Source organism: Rhodococcus koreensis (assembly GCF_900105905.1).
Taxonomy (GTDB): domain Bacteria; phylum Actinomycetota; class Actinomycetes; order Mycobacteriales; family Mycobacteriaceae; genus Rhodococcus_F; species Rhodococcus_F koreensis.
In genome coordinates, this window is the sequence record NZ_FNSV01000005.1 from 4,204,832 (window position 1) to 4,224,249 (window position 19,418).

19 protein-coding genes are annotated in these 19,418 nt (G+C 68.0%); 4 read left to right on the forward strand and 15 right to left on the reverse strand.

From position 1 onward, the window contains the following. The first annotated feature begins 7 nt into the window (after positions 1-7). The gene (locus BLV94_RS23695; RefSeq protein ID WP_072947393.1) at positions 8-1,306 is read left to right on the forward strand and encodes a M1 family metallopeptidase; all 1,299 of its coding nucleotides are present in this window, start codon (positions 8-10) and stop codon (positions 1,304-1,306) included. Here BLV94_RS23695 and BLV94_RS23700 read toward each other — a convergent pair. From BLV94_RS23700 to BLV94_RS23745, 10 genes are all read right to left on the reverse strand, one after another. Further along, positions 1,237-2,571, reverse strand: coding sequence for an MFS transporter (locus BLV94_RS23700; RefSeq protein WP_072947331.1), 1,335 nt, complete (start codon positions 2,569-2,571; stop codon positions 1,237-1,239). The genes BLV94_RS23695 and BLV94_RS23700 overlap by 70 nt on opposite strands. Then, positions 2,568-3,215, reverse strand: coding sequence for a GntR family transcriptional regulator (locus tag BLV94_RS23705; protein ID WP_072947330.1), 648 nt, complete (start codon positions 3,213-3,215; stop codon positions 2,568-2,570). Before BLV94_RS23705 ends, BLV94_RS23700 begins: the two co-directional genes overlap by 4 nt. 40 nt (positions 3,216-3,255) lie before the next feature. After that, complete coding sequence (locus tag BLV94_RS23710) at positions 3,256-3,687, reverse strand: RidA family protein (RefSeq protein WP_072947329.1); 432 nt, start codon at positions 3,685-3,687, stop codon at positions 3,256-3,258. After that, entirely contained in the window at positions 3,680-5,272 is a 1,593-nt protein-coding gene (locus tag BLV94_RS23715; protein WP_072947328.1) for a gamma-glutamyltransferase family protein, read from the reverse strand. The genes BLV94_RS23710 and BLV94_RS23715 overlap by 8 nt, the downstream gene beginning before the upstream one ends. Next, positions 5,269-5,631, reverse strand: a complete 363-nt coding sequence (locus BLV94_RS23720; protein WP_072947327.1) for a Rieske (2Fe-2S) protein — start codon at positions 5,629-5,631, stop codon at positions 5,269-5,271. Before BLV94_RS23720 ends, BLV94_RS23715 begins: the two co-directional genes overlap by 4 nt. Positions 5,632-5,660: 29 nt before the next feature. Beyond that, positions 5,661-7,103, reverse strand: coding sequence for an aldehyde dehydrogenase family protein (locus BLV94_RS23725; protein ID WP_072947326.1), 1,443 nt, complete (start codon positions 7,101-7,103; stop codon positions 5,661-5,663). After that, positions 7,100-8,341 carry an NAD(P)/FAD-dependent oxidoreductase gene (locus tag BLV94_RS23730; RefSeq protein WP_072947325.1) on the reverse strand — a complete coding sequence of 414 codons (1,242 nt, stop codon included), beginning with the start codon at positions 8,339-8,341 and terminating at the stop codon, positions 7,100-7,102. Before BLV94_RS23730 ends, BLV94_RS23725 begins: the two co-directional genes overlap by 4 nt. Positions 8,342-8,357: 16 nt before the next feature. Next, complete coding sequence (locus BLV94_RS23735) at positions 8,358-8,714, reverse strand: Rieske (2Fe-2S) protein (RefSeq protein WP_072947324.1); 357 nt, start codon at positions 8,712-8,714, stop codon at positions 8,358-8,360. 64 nt (positions 8,715-8,778) lie between these two features. Further along, positions 8,779-9,498 carry an iron-containing redox enzyme family protein gene (locus BLV94_RS23740; RefSeq protein ID WP_072947323.1) on the reverse strand — a complete coding sequence of 240 codons (720 nt, stop codon included), beginning with the start codon at positions 9,496-9,498 and terminating at the stop codon, positions 8,779-8,781. A gap of 154 nt (positions 9,499-9,652) precedes the next feature. Further along, complete coding sequence (locus BLV94_RS23745) at positions 9,653-10,099, reverse strand: GlcG/HbpS family heme-binding protein (RefSeq protein ID WP_072947392.1); 447 nt, start codon at positions 10,097-10,099, stop codon at positions 9,653-9,655. Positions 10,100-10,278: 179 nt separating this feature from the next. Here BLV94_RS23745 and BLV94_RS23750 point away from each other — a divergent pair, with 179 nt between their 5' ends. Then, on the forward strand, positions 10,279-11,970 hold the full coding sequence (locus BLV94_RS23750; RefSeq protein WP_072947322.1) for a PucR family transcriptional regulator: 1,692 nt from the start codon (positions 10,279-10,281) through the stop codon (positions 11,968-11,970). A gap of 3 nt (positions 11,971-11,973) precedes the next feature. Here BLV94_RS23750 and BLV94_RS23755 read toward each other — a convergent pair whose 3' ends face one another. Continuing rightward, the gene (locus tag BLV94_RS23755) at positions 11,974-13,356 is read right to left on the reverse strand and encodes an MFS transporter (protein WP_083395656.1); all 1,383 of its coding nucleotides are present in this window, start codon (positions 13,354-13,356) and stop codon (positions 11,974-11,976) included. A 313-nt stretch (positions 13,357-13,669) separates the two neighbouring features. Between BLV94_RS23755 and BLV94_RS23760 the strand changes: the two genes are divergently transcribed. After that, positions 13,670-15,247: a hypothetical protein gene (locus BLV94_RS23760; RefSeq protein WP_072947321.1), complete on the forward strand. Its 1,578-nt coding sequence runs from the start codon at positions 13,670-13,672 to the stop codon at positions 15,245-15,247. Positions 15,248-15,286: 39 nt separating this feature from the next. On the opposite strand, the gene BLV94_RS23765 is transcribed toward BLV94_RS23760, so the two are convergent. Next, positions 15,287-16,147 (reverse strand): LysR family transcriptional regulator, encoded by an 861-nt coding sequence (locus tag BLV94_RS23765; protein WP_072947320.1) that lies wholly within the window; start codon positions 16,145-16,147, stop codon positions 15,287-15,289. An 83-nt stretch (positions 16,148-16,230) separates the two neighbouring features. Between BLV94_RS23765 and BLV94_RS23770 the strand changes: the two genes are divergently transcribed. After that, on the forward strand, positions 16,231-17,235 hold the full coding sequence (locus tag BLV94_RS23770) for a bile acid:sodium symporter family protein (protein WP_072947319.1): 1,005 nt from the start codon (positions 16,231-16,233) through the stop codon (positions 17,233-17,235). Positions 17,236-17,243: 8 nt separating this feature from the next. On the opposite strand, the gene ehuA is transcribed toward BLV94_RS23770, so the two are convergent. From ehuA to ehuC, 3 genes are read right to left on the reverse strand one after another with little or no spacing between them, the layout of a single operon-like run. Beyond that, positions 17,244-18,005 carry an ectoine/hydroxyectoine ABC transporter ATP-binding protein EhuA gene (gene ehuA / locus BLV94_RS23775; protein WP_072947318.1) on the reverse strand — a complete coding sequence of 254 codons (762 nt, stop codon included), beginning with the start codon at positions 18,003-18,005 and terminating at the stop codon, positions 17,244-17,246. Positions 18,006-18,024: 19 nt separating this feature from the next. Continuing rightward, positions 18,025-18,669 carry an ectoine/hydroxyectoine ABC transporter permease subunit EhuD gene (gene ehuD, locus BLV94_RS23780; RefSeq protein ID WP_072947317.1) on the reverse strand — a complete coding sequence of 215 codons (645 nt, stop codon included), beginning with the start codon at positions 18,667-18,669 and terminating at the stop codon, positions 18,025-18,027. Continuing rightward, on the reverse strand, positions 18,666-19,397 hold the full coding sequence (gene ehuC / locus BLV94_RS23785; protein ID WP_072947316.1) for an ectoine/hydroxyectoine ABC transporter permease subunit EhuC: 732 nt from the start codon (positions 19,395-19,397) through the stop codon (positions 18,666-18,668). Before ehuC ends, ehuD begins: the two co-directional genes overlap by 4 nt. Between the last annotated feature and the right edge of the window lie 21 nt (positions 19,398-19,418).

Sequence of the window (19,418 nt, forward strand, 5' to 3'; positions counted from 1 at the left end):
CAAGGGGATGGACGAGCCGGTCGACCCGTACCTCCCCCAAAACGGCAACCGTGGATACCGGGTGTCCCGGTACGAACTCGACCTCACCTACAAGGTCCACAGCAACCGGCTGACGGGCAAGGCCACGATCACCGCGGTCACGACCGCGGTACGTTCCCGGTTCGCCCTGGACCTGGCGGCCGGCATGCACGTCACGAAGGTCGCGGCCAACGGTTCCCGCAACACGAAGTGGCTGCACCGCAACGGCAAGCTGATCATCACGCCCGCGCAGAAGATCCCCCCGGGCGGCGCTCTCGTGCTCACCATCCAGTACGGGGGTTCGCCGAAACCGATCCGCAGCATGTGGGGTGAGGTCGGGTGGGAGGAATTGTCCGAGGGCGCCCTCGTCGCCAGTCAGCCCAACGGGGCGGCGTCCTGGTTCCCGTGCGACGACCATCCCAGCTCGAAAGCCAGCTACCGCATCGCGATCACGACCGATTCGCCGTACTACACGGTGGCCAACGGCGCGCTGGTGAGCAAACAGACCCGGGCCAGTCAGACGACGTGGGTGTACGAGCAGACCGAGCCGATGCCGAGTTACCTCGCCACCATCCAAATCGGGCCGTACGAGCGCCGCAGGTTCGGTTCCGGTGGTGTTCCCATGTTCGCCGTCCACCCGCCGCGGCTACGAGCGTCGTTCGACGTGGACTTCGGCCGACAGCCCCAGATGATGGACGTGTTCTCCCGGTTGTTCGGCCCCTACCCGTTCGCCGACTACACGGTGGTCGTGACGGACGACGAGTTGGAGATCCCGCTCGAGGCGCAGGGACTGTCCATCTTCGGCGCCAACCATTGCACCGGCAGGCGCTGGGCCGAGCGTCTGGTGGCGCACGAACTGGCCCACCAATGGTTCGGCAACAGCCTGACGCTCGGCCAGTGGCGGGACATCTGGTTGCACGAAGGCTTCGCCTGTTACGCCGAGTGGATCTGGTCGGAGAATTCCGGTGGACATTCGGCGCACCAACTCGCCCTGCAGGCGCATCAGGGCCTGGCCCGTAAACCACAGGACCTGATGATCGCCGATCCGGGACCGCAGCTGATGTTCGACGACCGCGTCTACAAGCGCGGCGCGCTCACGCTCCACGCGCTGCGGCGCCGGCTCGGCGACGACAAGTTCTTCGCGTTGCTGCGCGAGTGGACCCTGGCCCATCGCCACTCCACCGTCACGAGCGAGCAGTTCACCGACCTGGCCGCCCACTACACCGACGAATCGCTGCGCCTGCTGTGGGATTCGTGGCTCGGGGAGAAGACGCTGCCGTCGATGTGATCTGACGCCGCTTCCGAATTCGGCAGGTGCGCGCGCCACTTCGTGAGGGCGAGCGCGAGGCAGCCGACGGCCGCGACCGCCCCGAACACGAACATTCTCGGGTACGTCACCGCCGGGAACGTCTCGGACAGGTACGCCATCCCGACGGGTGTCCCGAACCCCAGATACGTCAGCGAGTAGAAGACGGCGGTCAGTCCGGCGAGGTCGTCCGGACCCGCGATCCGCTGGATCTCCTGCAGTCCCGACACCATCGCCATGCCGTATCCGCAGCCGAGCACGACGGCCGCGGCGAGCGCGAGCGGGACGGTCAGCGCGGACGCCGCAATCACCGCGACACCCATTCCGGCGACGACGACAACGAGCGAGACCACGACGGCCCGCGCGTTCCGGGGAGTGTCGATCTTGCGGCCGAGAGCCTGGATGGCGAAACCCGCCCCGAGGCCGACCATGCACATGAGCGCGGAGAACGCGAGCGGCAGCCCACCGGTGTTCCGGGACATCAGCGACGGGAGCACCGCGTAGGCGGCGGCCGCCGTGCCGAACACCCACGGCGCGAGCGGCACGATCACGAACAGGAACCGCTTGTGCGCGGCGGACGGGATCGCGAGGTCGCGGGCGAGGGGGACTCGTTCGGAGACGGGCTGGGCCGCGCGGGTCTCGGGGGCCCGCCACAGCGCGACGGCTGCGGCGACGGCGATCGCACTGTGCACGGCGTAGGACAGGACGCTCGGCAGCGGCGCCCACTGCGCGAGAACACCGGCGACACCGGCACCCAGGCCGAACCCACCCGTCAGGCTCATCGCGGCCCGCCGCGCACCCGCACCGTCCGCGGCCGCGGGATCCCACGGCGGGGTCGACAACTCCTTCACCCAGCTGCCGCCGACGGCCATGCCGAGGCCGAGCGCGACGCCGCACAGGACGCGGCCGACGATGAGCATCGCCGCGGAGTCGGCGCCGAGGGCCAGGAGTGCGGAGCCGGCGACCGTCAGGAACGGCGCGGGGAGCAGGATCGGCCGTCGTCCCAGCCGGTCGGACAGTGGTCCGCCGAGGAGCAGGGCGGGCACGATCCCGACGACGTAGGCGAACAGGAACAGGTCGACCGTGACCGGTGAGAATCCGTGATCGGCGCGGTACATCCCGAGCAGCGGCGTGAACTCGTTGCCACCCCAGGCGACGGCGAACATGGTCGCGGCCACCAGCATCCAGGCGCGCGGCGACGCGAGGGCCTGCGGCATCTCCGTCGGGTATTCGCGGACGGCGGTCATCGCGCAACTCCTCTCGGGTTGAGGGCGTGGACCTGGCGCATGTGGACGAGCACCGCGGCGTCGAAGCCGGCGGCGTCACCGGCCTCGACGAGTTCCGTCAGCTGTTCGTGGTCGGCGATGATCCTGGGCAGCTGTCCCGGGTCGCGGGTGATGGAGTGTGTCGTCATCCGGCGCTGGCGCTCGCGGATGCTGGAGTAGAACGTCGCGAGCAGCGGGTTCTCGCCCGCCTCGACGATCATCCGGTGGAAGTCGGCGTCGGCGGCGCTGAAGGCCGCGACGTCGCCTCGTGCGGCGATCTCGCGCTGCTCCGCGAGGTTCTCGCGCAGGCGGGCGACGAGGAGTTGGCGGGCGTGCGGCTGATCGGCGAGCACCCGGACGCTGTGTGTCTCGACGAGTTGGCGGGCGTCGACCACGTGTTCCGCCTCGCCGTCCGCGACGGGCACGACGAGCGCGCCCCGCTTCGGGTACAGCCGCATCCAGCCCTCGGCCTCGAGCCGGAGGAAGGCCTCGCGCACCGGGGTGCGGCTGAGCCCCATCCGTCCGGCGATCTCGCCCTCGCTGATCAGCTCACCGCCGGGCAGGCCGCCCGACAGGATGAGTTCCTTGACCTCGCGATAGGCCTGCTCCGCGGCGGAATACAACATAGACACAAGATGTATTTATACTCCTGAGCCGAGGACGGGTCTATGCCGAGACGGCCACTGTGAGCTCTATCTCCACGGGCGCGCCGGACGGCAGGGCGTACACGCCGATCGCGCTGCGCACCGGCAGCGCGCCGGGTCCCAGGCATTCGACCAGCACGTCGGATGCACCGTCGGCCACCGCGGACAGCTCGCGGAAGTCCGGGGCACACGCGACGAAGACGCTCATCCGCAGGCACCGGGAGATGGCGGCCGTGCCACCGACGGCCGCGGCGACGGCGGCGATCGCGTTTCTCGCCGCCAACCCGGCGGCCTCCCGGGCCCGCGGAATGTCCAGGTCTCGTCCGACGACACCGGTCACGGTCAGCACCCCGTCGCGGCGCGGTGTCATCCCCGCGCTGTACGCGATCCCGTCGTGCACGACGGCGGGGATGTAGCGGCCCTGCGGTCGTGGCACGGATTCCGGCTCAGACACCGAGTGCTATCCCTTCCTGACGAGGGTCGGCGGCACCGGACAGCAGTCCGCGTGCGGTGTCGACGGAGATGATCTGAGCGCTGCCGCCTGCCGCCCACGGCCCCTGCACCGCGACGTCGTGACCCAGCCGCTCCAACTCGGCACGCACCTTCTCCGGGATGCGGGACTCGCAGCGCAGTTCCGCCGGGCGGCCGACCACGTCGGCGTCGCTGCCGGGGAAGACCGTGAAGCGGGGGGCCGCGACGGCCTCCGCCGGGTCGAGTCCGTGGTCGAGCAGGTGCGAGATCAGTTGCATGTTCCACTGCACCTGCCCGTCTCCGCCCGGGGTGTTGCCGACGTGCAGCAGATTCCCGGACGTGTCGGTGACGACCCACGCGTTGAGGGTGTGCAGCGGCTTGCGCCGCGGCGCCGCGGCGTTCGGATGTCCCGGGATCAGGTAGGCCCCGCGACCGTATCGGTTGTTCAGCACCACCCCGGTGCCGGGGACGGTCATCTTGGCGCCGAACGTGAAGGCGAGGGAGTGGATGAAACTGACGGCACGGCCGTCGGCGTCCACCGCGACGGTGGAGGTGGTGTCTCCCGCGCTCACACTGAAGGCGCCCGACGACGCCCGGTGACCGTCCAGCCGGTCCCGCGCCGACCCGACCGCGGCCGGCTCGAGGACCGCCTGCCACCCGTCGTTGCCGGCGCCGCAGGTCGCGAGCCGATCCTCGAACGCCAGGCGCGCCGCTCTCGCCATGCGGTCGACGGCCGGAGCGGTCAGCCACGGGGAGAAGCCGACGACGCCATCATTCAGCGCTGCCTGCTGCAGCACCATCCATCCGGGTGTGGGCAACGGCGTCTGGTGCACGACCGCGCCGGCGTAGTGGCCGCTGATCGCGGACTCCGGTCGCACGTCGGCGCCTGCCGCCCACTCGTCCCCGCCGAACGGCGCCCCTCCGGCGCGGAGCGCGTCGACGGCCCGCCGAGCGAACGAGCCGGTGTAGAAACCGTGCACGTCGCGCGCCAGTTGACGGAGGAATCCGGCCAGGTCGCGCTGCGGCAGCAACTCCCCGACCTGCGGTAACCGCCCGCCCGGCAGATACACGGCACGCAGTCCGGGGTCGGCGGCGACCGCGGCCTGCGCCTCCCGCACGTCGTCGCGAGTCTTGGCCGAGCAGGGCAGCCCCTTCTCGGCCGCGCGGACCGCCGGCGCCCAGAGATCCGTCAGCGAGCGGGTGGCCCCGCCCGCGTGGAGTGCGGCGAGGGCGGCCGGCGCTCCGGGAACCGCCACCGCCAGCGCCCCGTCGAGGGGAACCGACCGCAGCCCGCGTTCGGTGTAGAAGTCCACGTCGGCGCCGTCGGGCCCGAAGCCGCTGCCCCCGACCGTCCACACCGTTCCGTCGGGTTCGCGGACGACGGCGAACGCGTCGCCGCCGATCCCGCACTGGCCGGGCAACGTCAGCCAGGTCATCGCGGCCATGGCCAGTGTCGCGTCGATCGCGTTGCCGCCGTCGGCGAGTACGCGCGCACCGACCGTGCTCGCCGCGGGATGACTGGACGAGACCATGCCGTCGGTGGAGAGGGTGGACGGTCGAGGGTTCACTTCATGCACCCCCGCGCGGCCCGCCGGCGCGGAATGGAGCTCATGTCGTCCGGGTCGATGCCGACGAAGATCTCGCCGTCACGTTCCTCTACGGGATAGGTCTTGATGGCCACCGTCGCCGGCGGGCACACGGGCTCACCGGTCTCGAGGTCGAACACGCTTCCGTGGCAGGAACATCCGATGCCGTCGTCCACGAGTTTCCCGGACGAGAGCAGGCAGTCCAGGTGCGTGCAGTAGTTGGACGTGGCGTAGGCCTTCCCGTTCAGGCGGGCCACGGCGAACTCGTGGTCACCGGCGAAGAAGCGGCGCACGATGCCTTCGGAAACCTGTCCGGAGCGCGCAACGCGAGTGAATTCCATGGTCTTCTCCCTCTGTCGACAGGTCGGTCTCAGGCCGAAGGGCTGAGGTAGACGGTCTTTTCGGCTTGGTAGAACTGCATCATCGAGTCCCCCGCCTGTTCCTTGTGGGTCTGCGTGCTCGACGCCTTGTACCCGCCGAACGGCGCGTTCATGCTCATGCCGGTGGTGGGCTGGTTGATCTTCACCAGGCCCGATTCGGAACGGCCCGCGAACGCGAGCGCCCTGGTCACGTCGTTGGTGACGATTCCGGCGCTGAGCCCGAATTCGGTGTCGTTCGCGAGTGCGACCGCCTCGTCGAAGCCGGCGGCCCGCAAGAATACCAGCAGAGGTCCGAACACCTCTTCCGTCACCACCCGCATGTCCGGGCGGCCTCCGGCGAACACGGTCGGGACGGCGAAATAGCCGTTCTCGCTGTCGAGACTGGTTCCGCCACAGACCAGTTCGGCGCCTTCGTCACGGCCAATCTGCACGTACTCGAGGAACTTGGCGAGCTGCCCCGCGCTCGCGAGAGCACCCATCCCCACTCCCGGGTCCGCGCCCGGCCCGACGGTGATCTCGCCGGCGAGTTCCACCACGCGGTCCAGCAACCGGTCGTGGATCGAGCCCACCGCGATCACCCGACTGGTGCCCGTGCAGGCCTGCCCGGACAACCCGAAGGCGCCCTTGACGATCAGCGCTGCCGCCTTGTCCACGTCTGCGTCGTCGAGGACGACGACGGGATTCTTGCCGCCCATCTCGAGTTGACTCCGGCGCGACGGACCCACCGCCGCGTGGATCGCGCGGCCCACGCCGGTGGAGCCGGTGAACGTCACGGCGTCGACGCGCTCGTCCGCCGCGATTGCGGCGCCGGCGCGGCCGGAGCCCTGGACCAGAGCGACGGCCCCGGCCGGAAGCCCCCCGGCCAGCAGTGCCTCGACCAGCCGCTGTCCCATCAGCGGCGTCAACTCGGACGGTTTGAACACCACGACATTTCCCGCGGCGAGGGAAGGTCCCAGTTTGCGTGACGGGATGTTGAGCGGGAAGTTCCACGGGGTGATCGCGCCGACGATGCCGACGGGTTCGCGCAGGGTGATGACCAGTCCCTCGCCCGGGGTGGGATACGTGCTGCCGGTGGTCCGGAGCGCCTCACCCGCGTAGAAGCGCAGGTTCATCGGAGTGCGGCCGACTTCCATCGTCGCCTCCGCCCGGGTCTTGCCCTCCTCTCGAACGAGTTCGTCGACGAGTTCGGCTGCCCGCGTCTCGAGGTGCGCGGCGGCACCTTCCAGAATCGCCGCGCGGCGTTCCGGGGGCGTCGCGGCCCACTGCGGCGCCGCCTTGGCCAGCGCGCCCACGGCGGCATCCACGTCCGCCTCGGTGGAATCGGGGAACACGCCGATCACGTCGTGGTGGTCGGCGGGGTTGCGCCGCTCGAACACCTCGCCCGAGAACGACGGAACCCACTGCCCGTCGATCAAATTGAGTCCCTCGATCATGACACCGTCACCAATTCCTCGTCGTCCTCGTCCATCAGGTCGAACAGGTCGACGCTCTCGTCCGCCAACCGGGCCGGTGCGATCGCCCGGCCGATCAGTTCCCTGGCCGCGCCGATCTCCTCGCCGCGGTCGAGCGTGAAGGCGCCGCGCACGACGCCGCGGTCCAGATAGAAGGCGGTGAATTCGCCGCTGTCGGCGCTGCCGCGGAATACCAGGTCCGTGTAGGTGGCGGCGCCGGTGAACTGGATGTTCTTGCCGAACTGATCGGACCAGAACCAGTGCGCGGGGTCCACGGCCCCGACGCGCCCGAGCATCAGGTTCGCCGTCGCGGCCCCCTGTTTACTCGCGTTGTCGAAGTGTTCGACGCGCACGTGCCTGCCTGCCGCGTCGGAGAATCGGGCCGCCACGTCGCCGGCGGCGTACACGTGCGGAACCGACGTCCGCCCCTGCGCATCCACGAGGATTCCGCCGTCGACGGCCAGTCCGGAGGCCTGCGCGACCTCGACGTTGGGGACGATCCCGATCCCGACCACCACGACGTCGGCCTCAATCACGTCTCCGCCCTCGAGCGCGATGAGCACGCCGTCCGGCCGGGTCGTCACGGCGTCGACCCGGACGCCGCCGCGTACGGTGACGCCGTTCTCGCGCTGCAACCGCGTGCAGACATCGCCCATCTCGGGCCCGAGAATCCGGGCGAGAGGCACCGCGTCCGCCTCGAGGACCGTCACCTCCGCGCCGAGAGTTCGCGCGGTGGCAGCAATTTCGAGTCCGACGAAACCGCCGCCGATCAGCACCAGTCGAACGCCGGGGCGAAGCTGGGCGGCGAGCCGTTCGGCGTCGTCGATCGTCCTCAGGTAGTGCACCCGTTCCGGTGCGGGGCCGGTCACCGGCATCGTGCGCGGCCTGCCGCCGGTCGCGACGAGGACGGCATCGGCCGCGATGCTCCGCCCGTCGGACAGTTCGACCGATCCGCCGCTCGCGTCGATCCGCGTCACCGTCGTGCCGGTGAGGAGTTCGACGTTCTGCTGGTCTCGCCATGCGTCGGGCAGGAGCATCAACGATTCGCGGTCCTCCTGCCCGGCGAGGAATTCCTTGGACAGCGGTGGGCGCTGATACGGCGCGTGCGGCTCGTCGCCGACGAGGAGGATCCTGCCGTCGAACCCTCGGCGCCGCAGGGTGCGCGCCGCGACAGCGGCGGTCTGGCCGGCACCGATGGTGACGATGGTGTTCAGCGTCATGGTGTCACTCGCTCTCTCAGTCGACTTCGGCCGGCGAAGTCGCGGTCTCGGCGTAATCGGGGCTGCGGGTGAGATCGACGTAGACGACGTCGTCCTCGACCTTCACCGCGTAGGTCGGCTGGCACAGGTCCTGGTCTTCCTCGTAGCCGGTGTCGAGGTCGAACGCCCACTGGTGGCCCGGGCAGATGACGCGCCCGTGCAGCAGTGTGCCTTTCGCCAGCGACCGATCCTGATGGACGCACAGATCACGGAAGGCGTAGATCTGGTCGTCGGTCTGGAACAGGGCGATCGCGGTGTCCCCGGCCTCGACTCGAAGCTTCCGGCGTCGGCCGAGTTCGCGCACGGTGACCAGCCGGGTCCAGTTCGTCTCCATCGTTCTCTCCTGTCGGGCGGCCTGCGTCCGGAGGGGCCCGGTCCGGGCCCCTCCCTTCGCACGGTCAGGCGGTCGCGAGCGTGAGGTCCGGTGCCACGTACGTGTCGTAGAGACCCTTCGTGTACGAGAAGCGCATCTCGGCTCCCCACTGCACGAGTTGCAGGCAACGCTGCTGCAGCTGCGGGGTGTCCGCGTGGTCGAGCACGATCTGGTATCCGCGCTCACCGTGCACGACGTCCGACGTGATGTGCAGGTCGAAGAACTCGATCTCGTCCTCGGTGAACCCGTACACCTCACGCAGCGGGACGATCTGCTTCTTGTAGATGCTCGGAACCTGCGACTCGAGTCCGACGACGAGTGCGGCGGTGGCCACGACGAAGTGTTCACGCTGCGACACCGCGTAGCACCAGGACTGCAATCCGCGGGTGATCGCATTCATGTTCGACGGATCCTCGACGCGTTCCTTCGTGGTGCCGCACGCCTCGGCGAACTTGATGAGGAGGTCGGTGTGCCGGATGTCGGCCAGTTCCTCCTCGTACATGTTCTGGAGGGTGAAATCCTTTGCATTGGTGAAGGTGTCGGGGGTGTTCGAGTAGATATTCGCGAGGTAGTCGGCGAAGGGACCGACGTAGTGGTAGTGGTTCTCCGCCCACCGCGCGAAGTGGTGCTTCTCGAGCTTGCCCTCGGCCCACGCCTTGCTGAACGACGCGTTCTTCGCCTCGCGGCCCTTGATGGCGTTCTCCAGAGCTGTGCGGAATTCGTCCCTGCCCAGTAGTTCGGTCATGATGTGCCTCGTCTTCCTCGGATATGAGATGGTTGGGGAATGCTCCGACTGGAGTGAATTCGACGGTATCGACTCGAGATCGGGGCGACCACGGTCGAAGTGACTGCGACGGAACGGTTTCGATGTGCACGTTGTCGGCACACGGGGAAGTTTGTCAGTTGCGCACTACCGCGAGAGCTTCGAACTCGGCCAGCATCGCCGCTCCGACCGCCTTGTCCTGCTTGCCGTTTCCGCCGCTGATCCCGATGCCGCCGACGATCTGGCCGTCGAAGACGAGGGGGAATCCGCCGACGAACACCGCGAACTTGCCCGGCAGCATGTGGCTGATGCCGAATGCCTCGTTCCCGGGCAGAGCGGGGCCGTCCGGGGCCTCGTTGAACAGGTGCGTGGCCCGCTCGTGGCCGGCCGCGGTGAACGCCTTGGCGATCGCGATGTCGACTCCGGTGAGGCGCGCTCCGGGCAGTCGGTGCAGGGCCAGGACGTTGCCGCCGTCGTCGCAGACGCACAGGGTCTGCTTGACGCCGATTTCCTCGGCCTTCGCGCGTCCCGCGGCGAGCAGCGGGAGTGCGTCGTCGAGGGTGATGCGGTGAACCTGATGCATGGTCTTCTCCGTTGCGTATTCGGGAGGAAGTGATGCACCGATTTCTATCACCGGCATCGCCGGCGGAACCATGGTCAAACTATCCGGCAATTTCCGTGAAATCAGGGCATAGTGCATAGGCAGTGCAGGTGCGCGCTCCGCCATACTGCACCTTTCGACTCCAGCCGAGGAGGTCCGTAGTGGACGACACCACGACGCCGAACGCGGACGACGAGCGACTGTCGCTGCGCGGCCTGCTCGAAGAGCCACTGCTCGCGTCGGCCCGGGTGCTGTCCGGCACGGACGCCCTGAGCGGCCCGGTGACGTGGTGCCTGCCGTGGGGTGAGGTGATGAGCAGGCCCGACTCGCTCGCCGAGGTCGCCGTCTACACCCGGCCCGAAACCCTGTCCGCACCCGGACGCGAACTCGAGTCGCTGGTGGCGCGGGGTGCCGGCGTCCTCCTGGTCGACGGGTCGGCGCCCGTAGGCATCACCTGGCCGACCGGACTGACGGTCGTGGAACTGGGATTTCCCGTAGGGTTCACGGCGCTCAACCGACTCCTCGCCGAGCGCGCACTCACCCAGGAAGCGCACGTGATGCGTTATGCGCTCACCGTGCATCAGTCGCTCGCGGGGTTGCTGCACCGCGGGGCGGGCCTGCCGATGCTGATCCGCGAGGTCGCGGCGCTGACCTCGGACGTCGCGGTCGCTCTGGATGTCCGGGGACGCCTCCTCGCGCACGCCGGACTTCCGGACGCCGAGGACGCGGGCACCGTCGCGCTGCTCGACGCGCTCGCCGACGCCCTGCCGCGGTTGGAGGAATCGCCACCGGCACGGATGCACAACGTGCACGTGATCCGCCTGGAGCATCCGGATGGACTGTTCGCCCCCACGACGGCGGTCGCCGGGGCGATGCAACTGGCAGGCCGCTACGAGGGCTGGGTCGTCGTCATCGTGCCCGGGGCCAACCCGCGCAGGCACGACATCGCGCAGCACCGGGTGGTCGTCGAGCAGGCCGGGACGATCATCGGCACCGAGATGCTCCGGCAGCGGAGCGTGGACGAGGCCGAGGAGCGGGCCCGGGGCGACTTCGTTCAGGCCCTGGTGCACGGCAACTTCGCCAACGACCACGACCTGCGCACCCGGGCCGCACTGCACGAGATCGATCTGGACCTGCACTACATCGTGTTCGTCGCTCCCGGTCTCGTCGACCGGGCGGCGGGACGACCCGGCGCGAGCATGGTCCGGCTGGCTCGCTACGCCGCCGGCGTGCTCCCCCGTCCGGGCGTACGTTCTCATGTCACCGTCATCGGCGACGTGCTCGTGGTGATCCGATCCCTGAGTTCCGCCGGCGCCCCCGGCGTCGACTCGGAGATCGGCGAGTACGCGCACGCCATGGCGCTCGATCTCGAAACCCGTTTGGGCCAGCGGATTCCCGTTGCCCACGGTCGCCCGGCGGCGGGCGCCCGCGACATCGGGGAAAGCTACCGCGAGGCCCGCATCACCCTGGGTATCGCCCAGCGGCTCGGGCTGTCCGGCTCGGTGGCCTACAACGACCTGCGCGGGTTCAGCGTGCTCGCCCGCGCCACCGACACCGACGAGAGCCGTAGGCTCATCCGTGACGTTCTCGGCCCCCTTCGGGCGTCGAATTCGCACGCCGACACCGAGGAGTTGCTGTTCGCCTATCTCGAAGAAGGCGGCAACATCAACGCCGCCGCGCGGCGGCTCCGGATCCACCGGAACACGATGATCGCCAAGCTCGACCGCACGTCGCGGCTCATCGGCATGGACATCCGGGAACCGGAGAACCAGTTCACGCTGTGGCTGGCGCTCCGGCTCGATCTGCTCTCCCAGGTGCAGGACACGGTCAACAACGAGATCGTGACTCGCTAGACCTCACGCGGCCACCGGGTCTTCGCCGATGAAGGTCCCGGCCAATCCTGCGACGACGACGAGGGCGGCGACGACGAACAGCAGCCCGTACGGATCGGACGCCAGGTGTGCGGACACGCCGACCCAGGCGGCGCCCACGGCGGAGCCGCCGAAGCGGATGAGGTTGAACAGTCCCAGACCCGTCCCCACGGCCCCCGCGGGCGATCGGGTCGAACCGGCCGCGGCGGGCGTCTGAACCATGCCGATTCCCAGTCCGGCGACGACGAGTACGGCTCCGAGCGCGACCGGGTTCCGGACGTCGGCGGACAATGTGATCGCCAGTGCCACTTGGCTACCGATCAACACGGCCAGACCGGATCGCATCACCACCCGGGCCCCGATCCTGTCGACGAGACGCCCGACGACGGGTGCCACGCACGTCATGACGACCGGCAGCACGAAGAGCATCAGCCCGGCCTGCGTGGTCGAACTGCCCGAGCCCGTCAGGTAGAGCGGAAGCGCGAGCAATACTGCCCCCAGCGCGAACATTTGAGTGAAGGCGGCGAGAGCGCTACGCAGAAAACGTGATTCGATCACCAGGTCGATGGGCACGAACGGGTTCGCCGCCCGCCTGCAGTGGATCACGAACGCGGCAATGACGGCGACTCCGAGGCCGATGGTCGCGATGCTGGCCCAGGCGGGCACCTGCTCCTGCGAGACGGTCGTGAGACCGAGGATCAGCAGGGCCGCCCCGAGTGTGACGGTGAGCGCCCCGATCGCGTCGAGCCGCATCTTCTTGCCGGGGTATCTCGGGATGTAGCGGAGGGTCGCGGCGAATCCGATCAGGGCGACCGGCACCAGTGGCACGAACGCCCACCGCCAGCCCCACCAGTCGCTGACGATTCCGCCCATGGACGGACCCACGGCCTGACCGATGCCGTTCACCGCCGCCCACGCGCCGACGGCGCTCGCCCGCCTTGCGGGCCCGAACAGCCACGCGATCAGCCCCATGACCGCGGGCGCGAACGCGGCCGCCGCGATCCCGCCGAGCGACCGCCACAGCACGAGCACGAGCAGCGACGGCGCGAGCGCCGCGCCGAGGGAACAGACCGCGGTCCCCAGCAGGGCGGCGCAGTACATGCGCCTGCGACCGAACCGGTCCCCGATCCACCCGGCCAGCGGCATCGTCGTCGCGAACGTGAGGAGGAATCCGACGACGACGAAGATGCCGCCACCGAGTCCGGCGTCGAAGTCCGTGAGGATCGCGTTCAGCGGAACGTTGACGATGTTGTTGCTGACCGTGCCGACGAACGTTCCGGCGAGCAGCGCCGCCAGCGCGGGCGACGTGCCCGGTCCTCGTTCCTCACTCGCGGTTGCGCTCCGCGCCTGACCGATCGCCGTCATCATAGAGTCCACTTTCATCCGAGAATTCGCGCTTCGGCGATGCCCGTTCTCGCCGCGCAACCCTTGACACGCCCGCCCTCAAATTTGGTTAGGCAATCCTAATTATGAACACAAGATTCCGGGAAAGGGCCTCTCCCGAGCATTCCTTTACTTACGCGTGACAACAAGCAATCCTGCGGAAAAATGCCGGGCACAATGCACAAATACGCTGGTTATCGATGTGCACTCTGGACGTTGACCCTGGAAAACGCCCCGCGCAGTATCACTGCACTGTGACTAGTGCCACTAGTCTGTACCTATTTCGAAGGGGCGCACCGTGGATGTAAGTCTCACCGCCGCACATTGGGTGTATCTCGGAGGAATCGTCGTCATCCTCGGGACGATGCTCATGCGGAAGAACATCGTCGTCCCCGCCGTCATCGGCACGTTCCTGACCGCGTTCGTGTTCTCCGACAGCCTCGTCACCGGTCTCGCGTCGATCTTCAACGCGAGCCTCGTCGCCGCCCGCGAGCTCTTCAACATCTTCCTCATCATCTCGTTGGTGACCGCAATGCTCGGCGCCCTCCGGCAGATGGGCGCCGACAGGTTGATGGTCGCCCCGTTCCGGCGCGTCATGCGCGGCGGCACCAGCAGCTTCATCGTCCTGGCCGTCGTCACCTACACGATCTCGCTGTTCTTCTGGCCCACCCCGGCGGTTCCGTTGATCGGCGCCGTCCTCATCCCCGTCGCCATTCGCGCCGGCCTTCCCCCGATGGCCGTCGGCATGGCCATCGCCATCTGCGGGCAGGGCATGGCGCTGTCCTCGGACTACATCATCAAGGTGGCGCCGGGCCTGTCGGCCAAGTCGGCGGGCGTCGATCCGGACGTCGTCGCGGACCGCGCCCTGGTGATGTCCCTGATCGTCGGCCTCACCGCGCTCGTCATCGCCTACGTCACGCAGCGCAGGCACATGCGCCGCCCCGCGCCGGAACTGCTCACCGACTGGGAGTCACGCGCGGAGAGCGACTTCGGCAAGCCCGTCGGCGACGCCCCCGACGGCGGTGCGGCCCCCACCGGCGGCGGGACGACGACCGGTCCCGCACCGGCCGAGGCGGCGACGACTACCGCTCCGCAGACGTCGACGGCAGTCCTCGCCGAACCCGTCACGGCGTCGGCGCGGCAGGTCATCGACGACACGTTCAAGAGCATCCGCGCCGCAAAGACTTTCGCGGTGCTCGTGCCCACCGCGTATCTGGCGTTCATCGTCTACCTCATGGTCGGCAAATTCACCGACCTGGTGCCCGACCTCAAGGGCGGCGACGCGGCAGCGATGGTCGGCGGAATCGCGGCGCTCATCCTGTTCGCGGCCGCCGCGACCAACGACAAGAAGGGCTTCCTCGAAACGACGTCCGAGCACCTGATCGACGGCCTGGTCTTCGCGTTCAAGGCGATGGGCATCGTGATCCCGATCGCCGGCTTCTTCTTCATCGGCAACGGTGACTTCTCCGCCGCCATTCTCGGGCTTCCCGCGGACGCGACCGGTCCGACGTTGCTGTTCGACCTGGTCAACGCCGCACAGTCCCACCTGCCCCAGAACGCGTTCGTCACGTCGTTCGGCATTCTCGCCATCGGAATGATCGCGGGACTCGAAGGCTCCGGCTTCACGGGCCTGCCGCTGACCGGTTCGCTCGCAGGCGCACTCGGACCCGCGGTCGGAATGGATCCCGCAACCCTGGCTGCGATCGGTCAGATGGGAAACATCTGGTCCGGCGGCGGAACGCTCGTCGCGTGGTCGTCGCTGATCGCGGTGGCCGGTTTCGCCCGGGTTCCCGTCCTCGAACTCGCCCGGAAGTGTTTCGTGCCGGTGGTGTCCGGCCTGGTGCTGTCCACAGCGCTGTCCGTCCTCATCTTCTGAAAGCTCGACGGCCTCGGTGGGGCAGCCCTCCCACCGAGGTCACGCGCGCAGTCGATCCGCGTTCTCGAGGATGGCGGCGCGCAACGCCTGCTCCGGTTCGCTGAGAACGCTCCGGCGGGCCTCCAGCACGAATTCGACGTCGACCGCGGGCCCCCACTCGTCGCGCGAACGCATCCGCACCGGAACCAGCCCCGCGGGTGGAAGGGTCTCCGCGTGGAACACGACGCCGAGACCCGCGAGGCAGGCGGCCCGCAACCCGTTCAAGCTGTCCGTCACGCAGGCCACGCGCGCGCCGCGCCCGGATTTCTCCAGGGCGTCCAGCGCCGCTGCCCGCGTGATCGACGGCGGCGGGTACGTCACCAGCGGCACCGGGCCCTCGGCGTCCGGCACGAAATCGGGTGCGGCGAAGAACGCCAACCGGTCGGTCCACACCAGTTCCCCGTGCCTGTCTCCTCGGCGCCGCTTCCCGAAGACCAGGTCCAGCCGGCCTTCGTGCAGTTGCCGGAACAGCACTTCGCTCAACGCCACGGTGAGTTCGAGATCCACGAGCGGATGGCTGCGCCGGAACTCGCCCAGAATCCGGGGGAGTTCGTGCAGAACCAGATCTTCGGACGCGCCGAACCGGACGCGTCCGCGCACCCCGGACTGCGTGAAGTAGCGTTCGGCGTCCGAGTGCCGCTCGAGTATCGACGTCGCGAACCCCACCATCACGGAGCCGTCCGCCGTCAGTTCGACCGAATGCGTGTCCCGCAGAAACAGGCGGCGACCGGCGGCGTTCTCGAGTTTGCCGACGTGCTGGCTGACCGTCGATTGCCGCAGGTCCAGGCGCCGGGCGGCGGCGGTGAAGCTCCTGGTGCGCGCGACCGCCAGGAAGCTCCGCAGGTGAACCGGATCGAACATGATCCATTGTTATCACGGTTCAGCATTACAGTAAACGTCACTATCGCCTTTCGAAATATCCGCGGATTCCTTACGGTCGAACCATGCTGACCAAGATCCCGCTGCTCGGAAGACTCGATCCGTTCATCATCGGCATCCTGATCACCGTCGGGATCGCCAGCCTGCTCCCCGCTGACGGCACGGCCCTGACGGCGTTCACCTGGGCCACGAAGGTTGCTGTCGGAATTCTGTTCTTCCTCTACGGCGCCCGGCTCTCCACACAGGAGGCGCTGCAGGGCCTGCGTCACTGGCGGCTCCACCTCACCATCCTCGCGGCGACGTTCGTCATCTTCCCGCTCCTCGGAATCGCCGCACGCGTGCTGGTCCCGACGATCCTGACCCAGCCGCTGTATCTGGGCCTTCTGTACGTCTGCCTCCTGCCGTCGACCGTCCAGTCGTCGATCGCCTTCGTGTCGATCGCCCGCGGCAACGTGCCCGGGGCGATCGTCAGCGCGTCGTTCTCCAACATCCTCGGCATCGTCGTCACTCCGCTGCTCGTGGCGTTGTTGATGACGAGCGAGGGTGCGGGTTTCGACGCGTCCTCCGCGATCGGCATCCTCGTCATGCTGCTGCTCCCGTTCATCGCCGGTCAGGCCGTGCGACGGTGGATCGGTCCGTGGGTGAAGAAGCACGGCGCACCGCTCAAGCTCGTCGACCGGGGGTCGATCCTGCTGGTCGTCTACGTCGCATTCAGCGAAGGAATGAACGAGGGCATCTGGGGCACGCTGTCCGTCGGCCGGCTCCTCGGCCTGCTCGCGGTGTGCGCGGTGCTGCTCGCGATCGTCCTGTCCCTCACCTGGTTCGGGTCGAAGCGACTCGGGTTCGACCGGGCCGATCAGATCACGATTACGTTCTGCGGGTCGAAGAAGAGCCTCGCCACCGGTCTTCCGATGGCCACCGTCCTGTTCGCCAGCCAGCCGATCGGCCTGATCGTGCTGCCGCTCATGCTGTTCCACCAACTGCAGTTGCTGGTGTGCGCGTGGATGGCAGGCAGGCTGGCACGGCGCGCTCCCGCCGACGACACGGAACTCGCGACCACCTCACGCTAGTCCGGGAATCAGTCGGCCAGTACAGCCTTCAGGAACGTCTTGGTGCGCTCGTGTTTCGGCGCAGTGAAGATCGTGGCCGGGTCGCCTTCTTCCACGATGCGGCCCGCGTCGAACATCATCACCCGGTTCGACACGTCCCGCGCGAACTGCATCTCGTGTGTGACGATCAGCATCGTGATGTCGGTGGTGCGCGCGACGTCCCTGAGCACGTCGAGGACGTCCGCCACCAACTCCGGATCCAGTGCCGACGTCACCTCGTCGAGCAGCAGGATGTCGGGGTCCATCGCCAGGGCTCGCGCGATCGCGACCCGCTGCTGCTGACCGCCGGACAGCTGCGTCGGGTGCGCGGTCTCCTTGTCCGACAGACCGACCGTCTCGAGCAACTCACGTGCCCGCTTCGCGGCCGCGGCCTTGTCCAGGCCGAGCACGTGGATAGGCGCTTCGGTGATGTTCTCGATCACGTTCATGTTGGGGAACAGGTTGAACTGCTGGAAGACCATGCCGATCCGGCGTCGTATCCGGCGCACGTACTTCTCCGACGCCGGAACGAGTTTGCTGCCCTTCTCCTCGTGCGTCAGCGGCGCTCCGTCCACCCAGATGACGCCGTCGTTCACCTTCTCGAGGGTCATGAGCAGCCGCAGGATCGTCGTCTTCCCCGATCCGCTCGGACCGATGAGGGTCACACGGTCGCCGCGTTCGACCTGAAAATCCAGGTGATCGAGCACGACATGGTCGCCGAACTGCTTGACGACGTCGTCGAATCGGATCATCGGGGTTGCTGCGCTCGCGTCATCGGGCAAGACGTCTCTCCAATCGCCGTATGAGCAGGGACGTCGGGTAGCTGGCGAGCAGGAAGATCACACCCGCCAGCGTCAACGGTTCGAGGTACTGGAAGTGCCGGGCACCGAACTGTTGTGCGGCCGTCACCATCTCCACCACAGTGATGGCGAACAGGAACGGGGTGTCCTTGAACATCGACACCGCGTAGTTGCCCAGCGCCGGGACGACGCGACGGATGGCCTGCGGCAGAATGATCGCCCGCCACGTCCGGGTCGGCGCTATGGACAACGCCCGCGCCGCCTCCCACTGACCGACGGGCACCGCTTCGATCCCCGCCCGGTACACCTCTGCCATGTACGTCGAATAATGAATTCCGAGCACCACCACACCGATCTGCAGCGGAGACAGTCCCGTGAACGTGTAGTACACGAACAGCAGTTGCACGACGAGCGGGGTCAGCCGGATGAATTCGCTGACCGCGCGGACCGGCACACTCACCCACCGCGGTGCGGCCTGCCGGATCAACGCGATGACGAGTCCGAGTACGACGGAGATCAGGAACCCGAGCACGGTGGCGATCAGGGTGATCTTGAAACCCTCGAGCAGCACGGGCAGAGCCTCGAATGCGCGGTCCCAGCTCCAGTGGGCACTCATTGTTTCGCCGCCTCCAATCCCCGTGGATCGGACGGTGCGAGACTGAAGATTTCACGCAGAGACGGCCCCGTGCCGAGGCGATTCTTCGCCCGCACCTCGAGCGCGTTCATCAGCAGGGTCAGCACATAGCCGATGACGAAATAGATGACGAGCCCCACACCGAACGCGAAGAGCGTGTTCCCGGTCGTCTGCCGCAGCTGGTCGATCTCGAAGGTCAAGTCCTGCAAAAGGATGTAGCTCGCGAGCGCGGTGCCCTTGAGGAGCTGGATCAGCAGATTCGTCAGCGGAGGAATCATCTCGGCCCACGCCTGCGGGAAGACCACCCGGCGCAGCCGTTGCCAGTGACTGAAGTCCAGTGCCGTCGCCGCCTCCCACTGCGATTGCGGCACCGAGTTGATCGCACCGCGGACCACCTCGGCTCCGTAGGCGCCGTAGTTGAGCCCGAGCGCGAGGATCCCGCACAGCACCGGGTCGATGAGATAGCCGAACAGCGGAACCACGTAGAACAACCAGAACAACTGCACCAACAGCGAAGTGCCCCGGAAGAATTCGATGAACGCGCGAGCCGATCCCCGGATCACGATGTTGTGGGCACGGGCAGCCAACCCGAGAGCGAGCGCGAGCACGAACGCCAGGAGCGCGCCTCCCGCCGTCAGTTGGAGCGTGACGACGATGCCTTCCTGGATGCTCGGCCACGCATCCAGCAGCGCGTCGATGTTGTCCTTCACAGGCAGCAGACCCCGGCGTCG

Excerpts from the sequence above, each read along its gene's own strand:
- BLV94_RS23765 (WP_072947320.1), bottom strand. The coding sequence starts at position 16,147 with ATGTTCGATCCGGTTCACCTGCGGAGCTTCCTGGCGGTCGCGCGCACC.
- BLV94_RS23735 (WP_072947324.1), bottom strand. The coding sequence starts at position 8,714 with ATGGAGACGAACTGGACCCGGCTGGTCACCGTGCGCGAACTCGGCCGA.
- BLV94_RS23740 (WP_072947323.1), bottom strand. The coding sequence starts at position 9,498 with ATGACCGAACTACTGGGCAGGGACGAATTCCGCACAGCTCTGGAGAAC.
- ehuD (WP_072947317.1), bottom strand. The coding sequence starts at position 18,669 with ATGAGTGCCCACTGGAGCTGGGACCGCGCATTCGAGGCTCTGCCCGTG.
- BLV94_RS23705 (WP_072947330.1), bottom strand. The coding sequence starts at position 3,215 with ATGTTGTATTCCGCCGCGGAGCAGGCCTATCGCGAGGTCAAGGAACTC.
- BLV94_RS23695 (WP_072947393.1), top strand. The coding sequence starts at position 8 with ATGGACGAGCCGGTCGACCCGTACCTCCCCCAAAACGGCAACCGTGGA.
- BLV94_RS23745 (WP_072947392.1), bottom strand. The coding sequence starts at position 10,099 with ATGCATCAGGTTCACCGCATCACCCTCGACGACGCACTCCCGCTGCTC.
- BLV94_RS23700 (WP_072947331.1), bottom strand. The coding sequence starts at position 2,571 with ATGACCGCCGTCCGCGAATACCCGACGGAGATGCCGCAGGCCCTCGCG.
- BLV94_RS23755 (WP_083395656.1), bottom strand. The coding sequence starts at position 13,356 with ATGATGACGGCGATCGGTCAGGCGCGGAGCGCAACCGCGAGTGAGGAA.
- BLV94_RS23770 (WP_072947319.1), top strand. The coding sequence starts at position 16,231 with ATGCTGACCAAGATCCCGCTGCTCGGAAGACTCGATCCGTTCATCATC.
- BLV94_RS23720 (WP_072947327.1), bottom strand. The coding sequence starts at position 5,631 with ATGGAATTCACTCGCGTTGCGCGCTCCGGACAGGTTTCCGAAGGCATC.
- BLV94_RS23725 (WP_072947326.1), bottom strand. The coding sequence starts at position 7,103 with ATGATCGAGGGACTCAATTTGATCGACGGGCAGTGGGTTCCGTCGTTC.
- ehuA (WP_072947318.1), bottom strand. The coding sequence starts at position 18,005 with ATGATCCGATTCGACGACGTCGTCAAGCAGTTCGGCGACCATGTCGTG.
- BLV94_RS23730 (WP_072947325.1), bottom strand. The coding sequence starts at position 8,341 with ATGACGCTGAACACCATCGTCACCATCGGTGCCGGCCAGACCGCCGCT.